15 protein-coding genes and 2 pseudogenes are annotated in these 12,861 nt (G+C 66.1%); 5 read left to right on the forward strand and 12 right to left on the reverse strand.

Annotated features, from left to right (window positions below; translation table 11 throughout):
- Window positions 1–302 precede the first annotated feature (302 nt).
- From ACQCSZ_RS24450 to ACQCSZ_RS24475, 6 genes and pseudogenes are all read right to left on the reverse strand, one after another.
- Window positions 303–952 (reverse strand): annotated as a pseudogene (locus tag ACQCSZ_RS24450) (recombinase family protein).
- A gap of 148 nt (window positions 953–1,100) precedes the next feature.
- A complete protein-coding gene (locus ACQCSZ_RS24455; protein WP_427008589.1) occupies window positions 1,101–1,349 on the reverse strand; it encodes a hypothetical protein in 249 nt (82 codons plus the stop codon).
- Window positions 1,350–1,362: 13 nt separating this feature from the next.
- Entirely contained in the window at window positions 1,363–2,142 is a 780-nt protein-coding gene (istB, locus tag ACQCSZ_RS24460; protein WP_427004913.1) for an IS21-like element helper ATPase IstB, read from the reverse strand.
- Window positions 2,139–3,134, reverse strand: a pseudogene (locus ACQCSZ_RS24465) (IS21 family transposase); the annotation flags it as partial. The pseudogene ACQCSZ_RS24465 and the gene istB, both read right to left, overlap by 4 nt.
- Window positions 3,135–3,148: 14 nt before the next feature.
- Window positions 3,149–3,706 carry a transposase gene (locus ACQCSZ_RS24470; protein ID WP_427008590.1) on the reverse strand — a complete coding sequence of 186 codons (558 nt, stop codon included), beginning with the start codon at window positions 3,704–3,706 and terminating at the stop codon, window positions 3,149–3,151.
- Complete coding sequence (locus tag ACQCSZ_RS24475) at window positions 3,703–4,506, reverse strand: transposase domain-containing protein (protein WP_427008591.1); 804 nt, start codon at window positions 4,504–4,506, stop codon at window positions 3,703–3,705. Before ACQCSZ_RS24475 ends, ACQCSZ_RS24470 begins: the two co-directional genes overlap by 4 nt.
- A 336-nt stretch (window positions 4,507–4,842) precedes the next feature.
- Between ACQCSZ_RS24475 and ACQCSZ_RS24480 the strand changes: the two genes are divergently transcribed.
- On the forward strand, window positions 4,843–5,037 hold the full coding sequence (locus ACQCSZ_RS24480; RefSeq protein ID WP_427008592.1) for a hypothetical protein: 195 nt from the start codon (window positions 4,843–4,845) through the stop codon (window positions 5,035–5,037).
- 1,181 nt (window positions 5,038–6,218) lie between these two features.
- Here ACQCSZ_RS24480 and ACQCSZ_RS24485 read toward each other — a convergent pair.
- Complete coding sequence (locus tag ACQCSZ_RS24485; protein WP_326968500.1) at window positions 6,219–6,422, reverse strand: cold-shock protein; 204 nt, start codon at window positions 6,420–6,422, stop codon at window positions 6,219–6,221.
- Window positions 6,423–7,189: 767 nt separating this feature from the next.
- Between ACQCSZ_RS24485 and ACQCSZ_RS24490 the strand changes: the two genes are divergently transcribed.
- Window positions 7,190–8,257 (forward strand): glycosyltransferase family 4 protein, encoded by a 1,068-nt coding sequence (locus ACQCSZ_RS24490; protein ID WP_427008593.1) that lies wholly within the window; start codon window positions 7,190–7,192, stop codon window positions 8,255–8,257.
- A gap of 434 nt (window positions 8,258–8,691) precedes the next feature.
- Here the strand turns inward: ACQCSZ_RS24490 and ACQCSZ_RS24495 are convergent, their stop codons facing one another.
- From ACQCSZ_RS24495 to ACQCSZ_RS24515, 5 genes are read right to left on the reverse strand one after another with little or no spacing between them, the layout of a single operon-like run.
- A complete protein-coding gene (locus ACQCSZ_RS24495; RefSeq protein WP_427008594.1) occupies window positions 8,692–9,312 on the reverse strand; it encodes a hypothetical protein in 621 nt (206 codons plus the stop codon).
- A gap of 42 nt (window positions 9,313–9,354) precedes the next feature.
- Complete coding sequence (locus ACQCSZ_RS24500; protein WP_427008595.1) at window positions 9,355–9,936, reverse strand: DUF6286 domain-containing protein; 582 nt, start codon at window positions 9,934–9,936, stop codon at window positions 9,355–9,357.
- A complete protein-coding gene (locus ACQCSZ_RS24505; protein WP_427008596.1) occupies window positions 9,933–10,328 on the reverse strand; it encodes an Asp23/Gls24 family envelope stress response protein in 396 nt (131 codons plus the stop codon). The genes ACQCSZ_RS24500 and ACQCSZ_RS24505 overlap by 4 nt, the downstream gene beginning before the upstream one ends.
- Entirely contained in the window at window positions 10,325–10,504 is a 180-nt protein-coding gene (locus ACQCSZ_RS24510; RefSeq protein WP_214965176.1) for a hypothetical protein, read from the reverse strand. Before ACQCSZ_RS24510 ends, ACQCSZ_RS24505 begins: the two co-directional genes overlap by 4 nt.
- 58 nt (window positions 10,505–10,562) lie before the next feature.
- Window positions 10,563–11,075: an Asp23/Gls24 family envelope stress response protein gene (locus ACQCSZ_RS24515; protein WP_427008597.1), complete on the reverse strand. Its 513-nt coding sequence runs from the start codon at window positions 11,073–11,075 to the stop codon at window positions 10,563–10,565.
- Between the two features lie 201 nt (window positions 11,076–11,276).
- Here ACQCSZ_RS24515 and ACQCSZ_RS24520 point away from each other — a divergent pair, with 201 nt between their 5' ends.
- The 3 genes from ACQCSZ_RS24520 to ACQCSZ_RS24530 are packed head-to-tail and all read left to right on the forward strand — an operon-like array spanning window position 11,277 to window position 12,860.
- Window positions 11,277–11,879: an RNA polymerase sigma factor gene (locus ACQCSZ_RS24520; RefSeq protein ID WP_427008598.1), complete on the forward strand. Its 603-nt coding sequence runs from the start codon at window positions 11,277–11,279 to the stop codon at window positions 11,877–11,879.
- Window positions 11,870–12,454 carry a hypothetical protein gene (locus ACQCSZ_RS24525; protein WP_427008599.1) on the forward strand — a complete coding sequence of 195 codons (585 nt, stop codon included), beginning with the start codon at window positions 11,870–11,872 and terminating at the stop codon, window positions 12,452–12,454. The genes ACQCSZ_RS24520 and ACQCSZ_RS24525 overlap by 10 nt, the downstream gene beginning before the upstream one ends.
- Entirely contained in the window at window positions 12,447–12,860 is a 414-nt protein-coding gene (locus ACQCSZ_RS24530) for a hypothetical protein (RefSeq protein ID WP_427008600.1), read from the forward strand. Before ACQCSZ_RS24525 ends, ACQCSZ_RS24530 begins: the two co-directional genes overlap by 8 nt.
- The last annotated feature ends 1 nt before the right edge of the window (window position 12,861 follow it).

Raw genomic sequence — 12,861 nt, forward strand, 5'->3', positions numbered from 1 at the left:
GAAGGGCCGGCATCCAATGGTGTCAGCCCTTCTCTGCGCTACCACCTCCGCTGGCGGACGAGCTAGTTCAGCAGAAGCGTAATCACGTCGGCGACAGGACCCTGGACGGCGAAAACATCCAGATTCCACCGGTCTACTGATCTCATATGTCAGTTTTCGAAGTCGTCTGCACTGGATCATGCGGAAATACGGGGGCGGTGCAGGCGACTTCGGACACGGAAGCGCTCGAAGTCGCCTGCACCAACCGTCATTTTGTTCGAAGTCGCGTGCACCATCCGCCACGGACGTTCGGAGCCGTTCTCTCAGTCGTTCTGCTGGTTCTCGGCAGACAGCGTCTCCGGCGGCCGGGGCGGCGGGTAACGGTAGAGGCTGGAGCGAGTGATACCGGTGGCTTTGACGATCTCGGAGATGGACTGGTCCTCCTGGTCGCGAAGGTGTGCGGTATAGGCGAGTTTCGCTGGATCGACGACGCTGGGCCGGCCGATCCTTTTGCCCTTAGCAGCAGCGACGGCACGCGCGTGGGCTGCGCGTTCGATCGCGTAGGTTCGTTCCATTTGGCCGAAGAGCGCGAGCATCACCACTGCCAGCTGCGACATCGGATCCTCCGGATTGGCGGAATCAACCCGGATCGGGTCGGCCAGGTTCCGGACTCCGACGCCGCTGCCTGCCAGGTCATGGATGAGGTTCAGGGTGTCCCGAACGGTGCGGCCCAACCGGTCCAGTGTGTGCACCACGATCACGTCGCCCTCGCGGGCTTGGTCGAGGGCTTCGTGCAATCCGGGCCGGTTTGTGTGGATCCGGATTTCTTGTCCACGTAGATATGCCGGGCGGGAATACCCTCGCCGCGCAGTGCATCGATCTGCCGGTCAAGGTCCTGCTTCGCGGTCGAGACGCGGGCGTGTGGATTTGATCGTTTTGTGGCGGCATTCTGTGATCGCTCGGTGTCGTGAATATTCACTCTTGAGGGGTCCATATGTGGTGCGGCTTAGCGCCGGGGTCCGAGCCCACGATTTGCGCTTGTCAGCGCCAGTGTTGGTGTGGTTGAGCGCCACCTGAAAAGCTCCTTCCACCTGGCGGTCCTGCGCCTGTCTCGTAGGTTCTCACCAGCCCGGGTGGAAGCCGCCTGCCAACTCGCGCTGCGCGGGCCGATACGATCGCCCCGTTACGCCCACCTGCGGCCGATCCTGGACACCGGGCAGGACAAAACCGGGCACGTCGAGGAGCCTGATTGTCAATGGCCAATAGTTTGTGCCCACGGGCGGCCAGCAAAAATGCCCGCTGGTGGCCATGAAAACTGCCCAGTCATGGCCACCGGATCTGCCCACCAGATGTTCGGTGGCGTTGGCCATGTTCGGGACTTGTTTAGCTCATTGGCGTGACTCCTTTTCCGGCCAGGGCCTGGCTGAGGCGGATCGATTCCCCTGAGGTTTGGCAGACGTGCGCGTGATGCAGCAGCCGGTCCACGGTCGCCGTGGCGAGGGTTTTGGGCATGAGCTCGTCAAAGCCGGCAGGATGCAAATTTGAGGAAACCGCGATGGACCGTTTTTCATAGGCCGCGTCGACGAGACGGTAGAGCCCCTCCGCCGCGTCAGTGCCCACCGGCAAGAGGCCTATGTCATCGACCACCACCAAATCTGCGCGCAGGATCCGCGCGACGACTTTCGTCACGCTGTCATCGGAGCGGTGGGCGCGCATGAGAGCGCCGAGGTCCTCGAGGCGGAACCATGCCACCCGCAGGCCGGCCTCGACGGCCTGCTGGCCGAGAGCCTCAAGGAAGAACGTCTTGCCCGTGCCGGAGGGGCCGCAGATCACGACGTTTTCCTTCCGCCCGATCCATTCCAGCGTCCGCAGCGCCTGCTGAGTCGGGGCCGGGATCGAGGAGGCTGCCGGGTCCCAGGTGTCGAAGGTCTTCCCGGTCGGGAAGCCCGCGGCCTTGCGTCTGGTGGCGAGCATGGACCGGGACCGACCGGCGACTTCCTCGGTGAAGAGCGCCTTGATGACCTCGGCCGGCTCCCAGCGCTGGGCGCGGGCAGTCGCGATCAGTTCCGGCGCCAAAGCCCGCGCATGGGGCATCTTCAACTGCCGCATCAACGCCTCCAGCTCCGCCGGCAACGCCGGTGCGGTGACCGGGACCGGACTCATGCGCTTTCTCCCAGGGCGCCGTCAACACGGGCGGCAACAGGTGGGCGGCCGATCGCGGCCCACCCGGCGGTGCCTTGGGTGAGGGACTGGGTTTCCCCGGCGGCATGGGTGGTGGTGCGTGAACCCGCGGCGTTCAGGATCGAGGCGAGGTCCTTGTTCGCGAAGCGGCCATGGATGGCCGCGGTCCCCAACGCGTGATCGACTTCGGCCTGCCCGGCGATCTTGGCCAGGGCGACCGCTTCGGCCATTTTCACGTTCATTCGCCCGGTGCCTGCCGCGGCGGCCTCGAGCAGCCAGGTCCGGGCGCCGTCCCCGATGCTAAGGAACTCCGCCTCCGCGGCCGTCCTGGCTTTCGCCGTGTAGTCGCCCGGGATCCTGGGCCGGTGGTCCGGGAAGTGGGCGTCGTCGATCGCCGGGCTGCCCGGGCGGGCGCGCCGGTGCCGGGCGACTTCCACCGGGCCCTTGCTGCCGTGGTGGACGACGATGACCTGCTCGTCACCTCCGGCGCCGTGGGATCTGACGAACACCCGCGCGCCGAGCAAATGTGCAGGCACGGAGTACTGGCCGTTCTCGAACGTGACCATCGGCGTGTTCTCCGGGACGGCCCGGGAGAGGCCGAACGCAACCGTGTGCGCGGTGTCCGGGATCCGGTGCAACCGCGGCGCCTCCTCGGCCAGCATCACCGCGGGTTTGCGGCGGGTGGCCCGGTGCTCCCGGTGGTTGACCTCGTCCATGAACGCCTGGCAGGCCGCTTCGATCTCCGCGAAGGAAGCGTATTCGGCACGCAGGTTGGTGTCCTTGGGCACGATGTCGGCCTTGGCGAGCTTCACCGAGGACTCCACGCCGCCCTTGGACGCGGGATCCGCCGGCTGGCAGGTCAACACCGTCACGCCGTAGTGGCGGGCGAAGTCGACCGTCTGCTGGTTGCGCACCGGGACGCCGGCGACATGGGAAACCGTCACGGTCTTCTCGTTATCGGTCAGGACATAGGTTCAATGCCGTTTGGTTAGCTGTTGGGGTCGGGGGTCAAGATTCTCGTGGTGAGTGTCGCGGGATAGGTGTGCCGGTCGATGTCGCGTCCTTTGGCGCGGTATTTGGAGATCGCGCGTTTAATCACGCGGGGCCGGGTCCGGGTGCGGCGGGCGGGCAGGAGTTCGGCCAGGATCGCTGTCCCGATGCGGCCGACAAGGTCGACTGTGCTGTGGGTGATGATCCCTGCGGCCTGAATGATCTGGTCGCGGGCGGCCCGGAGCGCGGTGGTGAACGAAGCCCGGTCGGGATCGATATCGGGCCGGTCCAGGATCGCGTCTGCCATCGCGGTGCGGAGCACCTGGTAGACCGTCAGCAGCGCCCAGACTTCCTGGGTGACTGCCGCGGGATACCGGCCTCGGAGCACCCGCCCGCCCAGGATCGTGGATTTCAGTTCGCAATAGGCGGTCTCGATCTCCCACCTTTCGTGGTAGAGCCTCACCAGCTGTTGTGCTGGCGCCTCCCGCGGGTCCAGCAGTGTGGTGATCAGCCGGTATTCGCCGGTGCGGGTGGCCGCTTCGGTCCTGACCGTCACTTCCGCGTCGATGACCCGACCGGCACGCCGCCGGCGTTCGAGAGGTACGAGCCGTCATGGAGGCGGGTTGTGGCGGGGAGTTTCATCGCGCCGGTTCCGCTCTTGCCGCGGATCAGGAACCCGGCCCCGGTCCCGGTGACGGTGGTGAAGAACTTGTAGGTGGCGAAGTTCCGGTCTCCGAGCAGCAGCATCCCCGGTCGTAGCGCGGCCGCGACCTGGGATGCGTAGCTGAGTTCCCCGGTCCTGTCACTGCCGAACACGGCCTCGATCACCGATCGGGTACCGGAAGCGACGAGTGCGACCAGCCGGATCATGGGGTATCCCGCTTCCCCGTTCGGGCCGCCACGGGGTTTGGGGAACATCACCCGGTTCGCGTCAGTATCGGCGACCGGGATCTGGGTGCCATCGATCGCGACCACCAGACGGCCTGCGAACTGCACCGTCTGCCTGGCGCTGGTGACCGCTGGCCCTTTGAGCAGATCGAACAGTTCACGCAATGGTGCTGCTCCGACCCGGCGCATCGCCTCAGTGATCGCCGCACCCGATGGCCTCACCACAGGGCCGGGAAGTCCAGCAGTAAGGCGTGAGAACACTTGCCGCCACCCTTGGCCGGCAAACAGAACACCTGCCAGGAGGAGGTACACCACGACCCGTGAAGGCAGGAGCCGGAGCCGGTGCTGCGTCCGGCCAGTGGCAGTCAGGGCCGCATCGACCATCTCGAACGGAACGACCCGGGTCAGCTCGCCCAGATGCCCGGGAGCGAATACCCCGGGCGCGTGATTGATGACAGAATCATGCATTGCAGCCCTTGTTGTGATGTAGCTCGGTCTTGGCGGACAGAACTACTTCTACAAGGGCTGCACTCCTATTTCCGGGAACCGCGCCGGTTTGACATCACACCGCACCCCCTAACCAAACGGCATTGGGCCTAAACCCCGACCGTGACCAGCACGGCGAAACCACCCTCTCACCGGAGGACCGCGACTTTATCCAGGCCCAGGCCAATCCGTCCCCGCCAACCGGACCGGAGCATCGCTTCTTCGACGCAAACCAGCCTTAATCAGGCACGTCCGGCCGGACACAGTCCCGGCTTGGGTGCGCTGGGTGCTGCACGGCCACCGCAGGCAAATGCCCAGATGAGCCCACCCGGCCGCGCCGGGAACCCGGTCCCATGCCCCAGCGTCGCCCGGATGGGCCGGACCCTGAAGCGCAGCCGCACCGGACCCGGTGTTCTGCAGTTCAGCGCCCGCTACCTTCATTACGGTGAACCGGGGAAGATCCAGGGCAGCGACCTGGATTCTGCCCTGCAGCGGAACAGTGGCTGGCGCTAAGGATACTGTCCCGCCTGGTCTCAGCACGTCTGGAGGCGGGTCCCCACCTTCGCGGTATTTTGGCCCGCGGTGTCGGACCCGGGCACGTAAAAGGGGGCCAGCGGTCAACCGGTGGCTCGGACAAACACCGGTTCTGGTGCTGGGCCGGGGTAGCGAGGGTCATACTGACAGAATGCGGTGTGCGTGCCCGGCCGCAGAATGACGTCTCCGCCCGGCGCGCACCCACAGATCCCCCCTTTCCCGCAGAAGGGGACTCAGGCGCCTTGCACCTGACATTGGCACCCAACATACGGTGCTTATTCACGTCAGGACAACTGCAGACTAAGGCGAGGGCAAACTGCCGTGATTCAGAGACCGCCCAACCGGCGAGGCGCGAAGAAAGCCCACCGATGGGGGGACGATGGGCTTTCCGGAAACAGACGCTACAGGCAACAGGTTTCAACATCGAATGGAACATACCCCAGGGTCAATCTGGGCAGCGCCCGACGTTCGTGCGTCACGTCGTCCGGGTTCAACCCGGGAACCCGAAGGCCAACTCGCCTCCCGGATGACCACCTCTGCGCTTCACCTGCAAGAAGATGACATCGCGGGCAACATCAGCTCCGCGCATCGGCGGCGGGGCCTGAATCCGAGGACGCGGGCGGGGCGGACGAGGAACGCAGGGCCCCGCCGCCGGCCGTTTCGTGCCGCCGGACCGGGCCGGATCCTGCCGTCCCTGCTGCGCGGGCCTTAGGGCCTGAAGGTCGGATCAGGATTTGGCGTCCCCGGCCCGGGACCGGGAGCCGGATCCGGTACCGGACCAGGACCGGGAGGAAACGGATTTGTCGGGTCGGGTGAACCCGGTGTCGGCTCCGGCCGGGGAGGAAACGGTTCAGGCTCCCGTTGCGGCGGTATGGTCATGAGTTGCTCCCTGGATCGGTCCGGTTACGGGCTGTCCGGATAACAGTTGAGAATACGTCCGGGAAGGGCAGGAAAACACAGTCCCTCGTGAAACCAGGCGACCAGGGCCCGGACGATCCCCCCTGGATGGCGCGTTGTCAGGCCTGATGTTCGACGCCGTGATTCACCCGCCAGCCAGCCATTCCGGCAGCCCTGCCGCGCTGGGGATCCGTCCATGGTCCGTCCCGCCCAAACGACCGGTGTCCGCCCGGGGGTGTGCTGCTTTTGTCCGGGTCCGGACATCACATCGGGTGGATGTTCTCCGCCTGCGGGCCCTTCGGGCCGGGGGTGATGTCAAACTGGACTTTCTGGTTCTCCTCCAGGGAGCGGTAGCCGCTGCTGGCGATTGCGGAGTAGTGGGCGAAAACATCCGCTGACCCGTCGTCGGGGGCGATGAAGCCGAAACCCTTCTCGGCGTTGAACCATTTAACCGTGCCTGTTGCCATCGCTGCGTCCTTCGCTGACTCTGCTTCTCCGCCGGCTCCAAGGCCGGACGTGGCGGAAGGTGTCTTCCGCTGCCCCCAAGCTACGGGCCCGGAACCTGCCGTGCAAGGGTCAAGGCTCCGGGGGGCGGCATCACTGAGCGCCGCAGCGATCATTCGGGCAGGCCGTGGCGGATGGCCAGGTACACGGCCGGCACAGGCCCCGGATCCGGAATCATCGGGCCATTGAGGTCCCGGATGCCTGCCCGGCAAAAGGTCGGGGTCTAGCCTGAACCGGGAGTACGGCTCCAGCAGACAGGCAGAAAGCCTCCCCTTCAAAGGATAAAGCCAATGCCGACCATCTCCGATCCATACCTCCCGGACGGCGCACATCAGCCGGACGGAGAGCACCTGCAGTGCCCCGGGTGCCACACCGGCAGGCCCCTGGGCATTCACTCCATCGAAGCCCCCCCCCGTGCCGGGAACGGCCGGGGTCACGTACGCCTGCGCCGGATGCGGTGATGACCACGGCCACTCCCCGGCTGTTCCGCAGATCGCGGCCATCCTGAACCGGCCCGGACCGCAGCACACCCCGGGGGTCCTGCAGCTCGGCGGCGCATGCGGGCACCGGCCAGCCCCGGGACGGGGCCGGGCTATGGTTGTGCCGCGGCGTGGCCGGCTCTACATTTAGGCATGACCAACGCCGCGGGCCAGCAATCCTTCCATGAGCTTCAGAACATGATCATCAGCACGGCAAGGGCCGCCAGGTCCCGGCCGGAGGGAGGGCCGGGATGCGCATCGGCCTGATCGCTCCGCCGTGGATCCCGGTGCCCCCGCCGGCGTACGGCGGCATCGAGTCCATCGTCGATGTCCTGGCCCGGGGGCTGGCCGCAGCAGGACACGAGGTGCTGCTGGCGGCCGCGGCCGGCAGCACCTGTCCGGTTCCAAAGGTTCCCGGTGCTCCTGCCGCGGATCCTGCAACAATGGGCGCGTGCGCTGACGAGCTCCGGCACAGTGTGTTCGCCTACGAGGGCCTGGACGGCGTCGACCTGGTCCACGATCACACTCTCGCCGGGCCCCTGTACCGGCACCGGCCGGAAAAAACACCCCTCATCACCACCGCGCACGGACCCTTAACCGAGGGGCTGCGCGGGATCTACCACGCCATGGCTGCCGAAGCCTCGCTCATCGCCATCTCACACCACCAGGCCCGCTCCGCCCCGGATCTGAGGATCAGCCGGGTCATCCACCACGGCATCAACACCGGCGCGGTTCCCGTGGGACGCGGCGAGGGGGGCTACGCATGCTTTCTGGGCCGGATGCACCCCGACAAGGGCCTGCCCCAGGCCATCGGGGCCGCACGGCTGGCCCGGATGCCCCTGCGGATCGCGGCGAAAATGCATAACAGGGACGAGCACGAGTATTTCCGCACCGTCATCGAGCCGCTGCTCGGGCCGGACGTGGAGTATCTGGGCGAACTGAACACGGCGGACAAGTACGCGCTGCTCGGAGGCGCCGTGGCCCTTCTGAATCCCATTCAGTGGGCCGAGCCCTTCGGCATGGTCATGATCGAGTCCCTGGCCGCCGGCACCCCGGTGATCGCCACACCCCGGGGCTCCGCCCCGGAAATCATTGACGACGGCGCAACCGGATTCCTGCGCGGCGGAATCCGCGAACTCGCCGCAGCCCTCAACGAGGCCGGAACGCTGGACCGCAGCGGATGCCGGCGTGCGGCCGCAACACGCTTCAGCGCCAAACGAATGGTCGCCGAACACCTTCGGCTCTACGAGGAAGCCCTCACCGGCGTTCCGGCCCCGGCCGACGCCCGCGCACCGCTGGACGCAAGCTCCCTCGTCTGAACAGGGAGGTCGGCCGCTGATGCAAGGATGAGGAAGCAGCCCCGTGCCGCGCGTTCTGCAAAGGAGTACGCCATCAGCCCGGACAACAGACGTTGCCCACGTGGGCCGACCGTAAGTCGATGAGCCAGGTGAGGTGTCCGCACTCTCCAGGCAGTTGACATCAGCCGATCAACGCGCTGGTCCTCTGCGGGCGGCAAGGGTCGGCACAGGGTGGCGTCCTGGGTGAGCTGCGGGAAGACGATGGCGTCGTCAACACGGTTCAGGAACTCGGGCGGAAGTGCTGCTTGAGTTCTTCCGTGACGCGGGCGCGCATCCGGTTGTTTCCTTCATGTCGCAGGGAGAAGTTCGGTCCGGAGGGTTAAACCGACGAGTCACAAACCCGTCTGCCGCTTCCAGGACTCCGGAACACAGTGCACCATCGGGCGGACGTGTTCTTAGTAGATGACGGTTCCGGTGGTCTCCACGGTGGTGCCGGAAACGGCCTTGCGGCCGCTGACCTCGAGCTGGATTCCTGTCCGCCGCAGCGGTGTCTCCAAGGCCGTGGAGAGGTCCGGAATGACCCTGGTGTTGATGCTGTGGAGGACGTCCTGGATGTCGGCGCGGTTGTTAACCGTGACTTTCATCGTGAGATCCGGTTCCCTGGCGGTGCCGCGCAGCAGCGCCGAGGAACCCACGACCCCGGGCAGGGTATTGATCTGGTTTTCCACCGCGGCGCCCAGCACCGAGGCATCACATAGCGTGGTTCCGGAGGCGGGGTCCTGATGCAGCCGGTACCTGTCGGCGGGATTCCTTCGTGGAATCTGTGCCAGAATCCACAACAACCCCAGGGCGCCCATGAGAACCCCGGCCACCAGGACAATGGCCGTAACAGGGGCCGGCTCGAAGACCGTGTGCAGGTCCCCTGTCACGACGGGACCCTCTGCAGCGACCGTTGCAGGGCTCATGGCGTGCAGCGTTCCGCTGGCCACCAGCAGTATCAGGACGCCGCCGGCCAGGGCGAGAATGCCAAGGATGACCAGCCAGGTGCGGTTCAGCGCTCCGGCGTGTTGTCGCATGGGGTGCCTTCTTTCCGGAATACGGGAGGATGGTTGCCGCGGTCATTCCTTGGACCGGACGGACGCCGTGACCTTCGGGACCGGGTTGAGCCCGGTACCGGCCAGGCGTTCCCTGACCACGGCAATGACACGCCCGCGCAGCTCCCCTGTTTCGTGCAGGGCCGTGGTCACGTTCAGGTGGACCGCGCGTTCCGAGGCCGTGGCCGATGCTGAACCGACGCCGTCGACATATTCACAGTGCGCCGCCGCGTACCGCGCAACGGCCCGCCGCGTCATGACAATCTCCTGCGCGCCCGCTCCCGGGGTCTGCCCCCCGTCCCCGGGCGCCTGCAGCCGCAAGGCGTTAAAGCGGCCCGGAACCAGTGCTGCCGCCAGCAGGACGACTCCCACGACCGCCGCCGCAGCGCCCACGGCCCAGACTCCCGGATCGTTCCAGGTCAAACCGGCCAGCCAGTCCCGGGGGCCGGCCAGATACACCGGCCACGAACCCGTGACCAGCCGGGCCACTGCCGCCCATACCAGTGCCACGCCGGAGGCCAGAAGCAGCGTTCCCAGGATCAGGGCAGGAACAGCCCGGCTGGGACGGTGCCGCAGGGGCGTGGATTTCCCATCGTGCCGGCTCATAACAGCCTCCGGCGGCCGGTGGTTTCATCGGCAGGTTTCAGCCAGGACACTGTGATGTCGATCTGGCGTACTTCCACCCCGGTCAGGGCGTTGACGCGTTCGCTGATCCGGCGGCGCAACTGTTCGGTTACCTGGCGCAGCGGTACCGGGTAGAGCAGCCCTATTTCCACGCTGAGGGCGGCGATATTGCCCGCAAGCTCCACCGTGACTTTGGGCCGGGCGGAAAAGTCCGAATGTGCTCCGATGCCCAGAAACCCTCCGGAGGACCCGCCGGCAAAGGACTCTTCGCTCGCGACCTGACCGGCGATCTTCTCCACCACCTTCCGGTCAAGGACAGTGCGCCCCCGCGAATCCAGGTCCCGGGAGCCGGCAGGTGCTGCGGGGGTCTTCATCGGCTGGATGCTTTGCCGAACAGGGCCTGCAGATCCAGTTTCCCTTCCGCAATCCGGCCCACTACCAGCCCAATCAGGCCAAAGAGGACCGCTATCACCAGGGCTGTAAAACCTCCGAAGGCCAAAACGATTCCTAATACCAGACCGATGGCCAGACACCATCGTGTAGTGGACATGCGGCACTCCTTCCAAAATCGGTTACCGCCCGAAAACGGGGCGGAGCGGGTGAGGTGGTTACTCCAGAGGCTTCCTGGCGGCCTCCTGTTCGGGCCGCTCATCCTCGGGCAGATGAACATCGGTGACGTGGACATTCACTTCCAGCACCTCCAGACCGGTCGCGCGCTCCACCGACTGGATGACATTGCGCCGGATCCCCTGGCTCACCTCGACAATGGACGTTCCGTACTCGACGACGATGCTCAAGTCGATGGCGGTCTGGCGTTCGCCCTTCTCCACGCTCACCCCGCCGCTGACATTCGTCTGGGAACCGGGAATCCGCTCGGTCATCGCGCCGAACGCGCGCCGGGCAGCGCTGCCCATCGCATACACGCCGGGAACCTCACGCGTGGCCATGCCGGCCAGCTTCTGGACCACGGTTTCCTCAATGGTGGTATCCCCCCGGTCCGTGTGCAGCAGGTCAGTCGTGCGGCGCGTCTCAACGGGGGCGTTCCGTTTCTGCTCCTCCTGGGTTGCCACCATGCCGCCGGACTGTCCTGGGAGCTGCGGGTCTTCTGTCACGGGAACCATCTCCTCAATCAACCGATGCGATGTTGCCTACATGGTTAAAGACGCACGTCACCACCAAACGTCACGCGGAAAGGCAAACTGTTTTGTCCCTGCTTCCCCCCGCACCGGGCATTCCCATTACCGGCCCCGTCTGAAAATATTGGTCTTAAGCCCCGGAACCCGGGTGGCGCGGTTCGGGGGCAAAAGGGGATAGCGGTGACGATGGATGAGCATGAACCCGTTGTCCTGACACGGCCCGATGATCTGGACGAGGCGACCGTCGTCGCCCGGGCCCAGGACGGCAACCTGGACGCCTTCGAATACCTCGTCGAGGCGTACCAGGGCAGACTTTTCCGTCTCGCTTTCCGGATGCTCCATGACCGGGGAGAGGCCGAAGACGTCGTGCAGGACACCCTGGTGGCCTGCTGGAGAAAGCTGCCGCTGCTGACAAGCGTGCAGGCTTTCAGCGGGTGGCTTTACCAGATGGCCACCAACCGCTGCCTGGACAGTCTGCGTCGACGGTCCAGTCAGGCGGAGGTCGTCCAGGAACCGGTAACGCTGCAAACAACCGCGGATTCCTTCACCGGACCGGGAGCCGGAGGCGATCCCGCCCGCGAAGCGGAAATCTCCTGCGAGATCGACGGCCTGGCCACAGCGCTGCTGACCCTCCCGCCCGGGCAGCGCGCCTGCTGGCTCCTGCGGGAAATCCACGAACGCAGCTACGCTGAAATAGCCGCAACGCTGAAGATCAGTGAACCGACGGTCAGAGGCCGCCTCGCCAGAGCACGCGCACAACTCGCGGAAAGGATGAGTCAATGGCAATAGACGAAACCATCCCCCGCCTGGGCTGTGGCCGCAGCATCGACGAGGTCTGGGCAACCATCAGCCAGCCCCCCACCGCCCATGAAAACGGCTGCGCCCAGTGCCGGACGGCACGGGCCAGCCTGGCAAAGCTCGCCGAGGCCGCCCGCACGCTTCGGGACAACGATGCAGAAGACGCCTCCCTGCAGCCCCATCACGCCGTCAAGGACGCCATCATGAACGTGGCCCGTGCCGAAGTCCGGAGGGGCAGCCGGCTGCCCGTCTACCGGTCTGGCCAGGGGGGCATCACGATCAGCGAACAAGCCATCACTTCAGTCATCTGGTTCGGCGCCGATGCCCTTGCGGGAGTACGGGGCCGTCGCTGCCGCGTCCGTCCTGACCCGGATACCGCGGACGCCCCCCGCCCGGCCGGGACCGCCGGCATCTCGGTGGACCTTCGAATCGCCGTGGCCTCCGGCACCGACATCCCCGGAACCGCCGAGCTGCTGCGTCAGCGGATCATCGGCATGATCACAGCACACGTCGGACTCAACGCCGGAGCCGTCAACATCACCGTGGAGGATTTCTACGATGTCTGAGCATCCCCTCGAAGCCCGGCTGATCAGCCGCCGCCTCATTGCCGACCTTGCTGCCCGCACCGCCCTCGATACACCAGGTGTCCTCCGGCTCGAACCGACCCTGAAAAACCTTCTCACCCACCTGGGAAAAGGAACAATCCAAAATCTCCGCAGGACAGACACCCGTACCACTCCCGCCCGGCACGACGGCGTCTTCGTCACCGTCCACAACGGCATCGCCGACGTCCAGCTCGACATCGCCACCGATATCGCCTTCGCAGCCCTGAACGTCGCCCAGGCCGTGCGGGAGCAGATCGCCCGGACCATCGGCTACACCGGCCTCATCCCCGGGCGCATCGACATCTCGGTCCTGGCCATAGAGCACCCACCCACCGCCACAGCGGCCCGTCCTCCCAGGCCCCTCTGAT

It is taken from the genome of Pseudarthrobacter sp. H2 (assembly GCF_050157045.1).
GTDB lineage: Bacteria > Actinomycetota > Actinomycetes > Actinomycetales > Micrococcaceae > Arthrobacter.

Excerpts from the sequence above, each read along its gene's own strand:
- ACQCSZ_RS24495 (WP_427008594.1), bottom strand. The coding sequence starts at position 9,312 with ATGCGACAACACGCCGGAGCGCTGAACCGCACCTGGCTGGTCATCCTT.
- ACQCSZ_RS24475 (WP_427008591.1), bottom strand. The coding sequence starts at position 4,506 with ATGCATGATTCTGTCATCAATCACGCGCCCGGGGTATTCGCTCCCGGG.
- ACQCSZ_RS24500 (WP_427008595.1), bottom strand. The coding sequence starts at position 9,936 with ATGAGCCGGCACGATGGGAAATCCACGCCCCTGCGGCACCGTCCCAGC.
- ACQCSZ_RS24530 (WP_427008600.1), top strand. The coding sequence starts at position 12,447 with ATGTCTGAGCATCCCCTCGAAGCCCGGCTGATCAGCCGCCGCCTCATT.
- ACQCSZ_RS24510 (WP_214965176.1), bottom strand. The coding sequence starts at position 10,504 with ATGTCCACTACACGATGGTGTCTGGCCATCGGTCTGGTATTAGGAATC.
- ACQCSZ_RS24505 (WP_427008596.1), bottom strand. The coding sequence starts at position 10,328 with ATGAAGACCCCCGCAGCACCTGCCGGCTCCCGGGACCTGGATTCGCGG.
- ACQCSZ_RS24515 (WP_427008597.1), bottom strand. The coding sequence starts at position 11,075 with ATGGTTCCCGTGACAGAAGACCCGCAGCTCCCAGGACAGTCCGGCGGC.
- ACQCSZ_RS24490 (WP_427008593.1), top strand. The coding sequence starts at position 7,190 with ATGCGCATCGGCCTGATCGCTCCGCCGTGGATCCCGGTGCCCCCGCCG.
- ACQCSZ_RS24480 (WP_427008592.1), top strand. The coding sequence starts at position 4,843 with ATGAGCCCACCCGGCCGCGCCGGGAACCCGGTCCCATGCCCCAGCGTC.
- ACQCSZ_RS24520 (WP_427008598.1), top strand. The coding sequence starts at position 11,277 with ATGGATGAGCATGAACCCGTTGTCCTGACACGGCCCGATGATCTGGAC.
- ACQCSZ_RS24525 (WP_427008599.1), top strand. The coding sequence starts at position 11,870 with ATGGCAATAGACGAAACCATCCCCCGCCTGGGCTGTGGCCGCAGCATC.
- ACQCSZ_RS24455 (WP_427008589.1), bottom strand. The coding sequence starts at position 1,349 with ATGGCCAACGCCACCGAACATCTGGTGGGCAGATCCGGTGGCCATGAC.
- istB (WP_427004913.1), bottom strand. The coding sequence starts at position 2,142 with ATGAGTCCGGTCCCGGTCACCGCACCGGCGTTGCCGGCGGAGCTGGAG.
- ACQCSZ_RS24485 (WP_326968500.1), bottom strand. The coding sequence starts at position 6,422 with ATGGCAACAGGCACGGTTAAATGGTTCAACGCCGAGAAGGGTTTCGGC.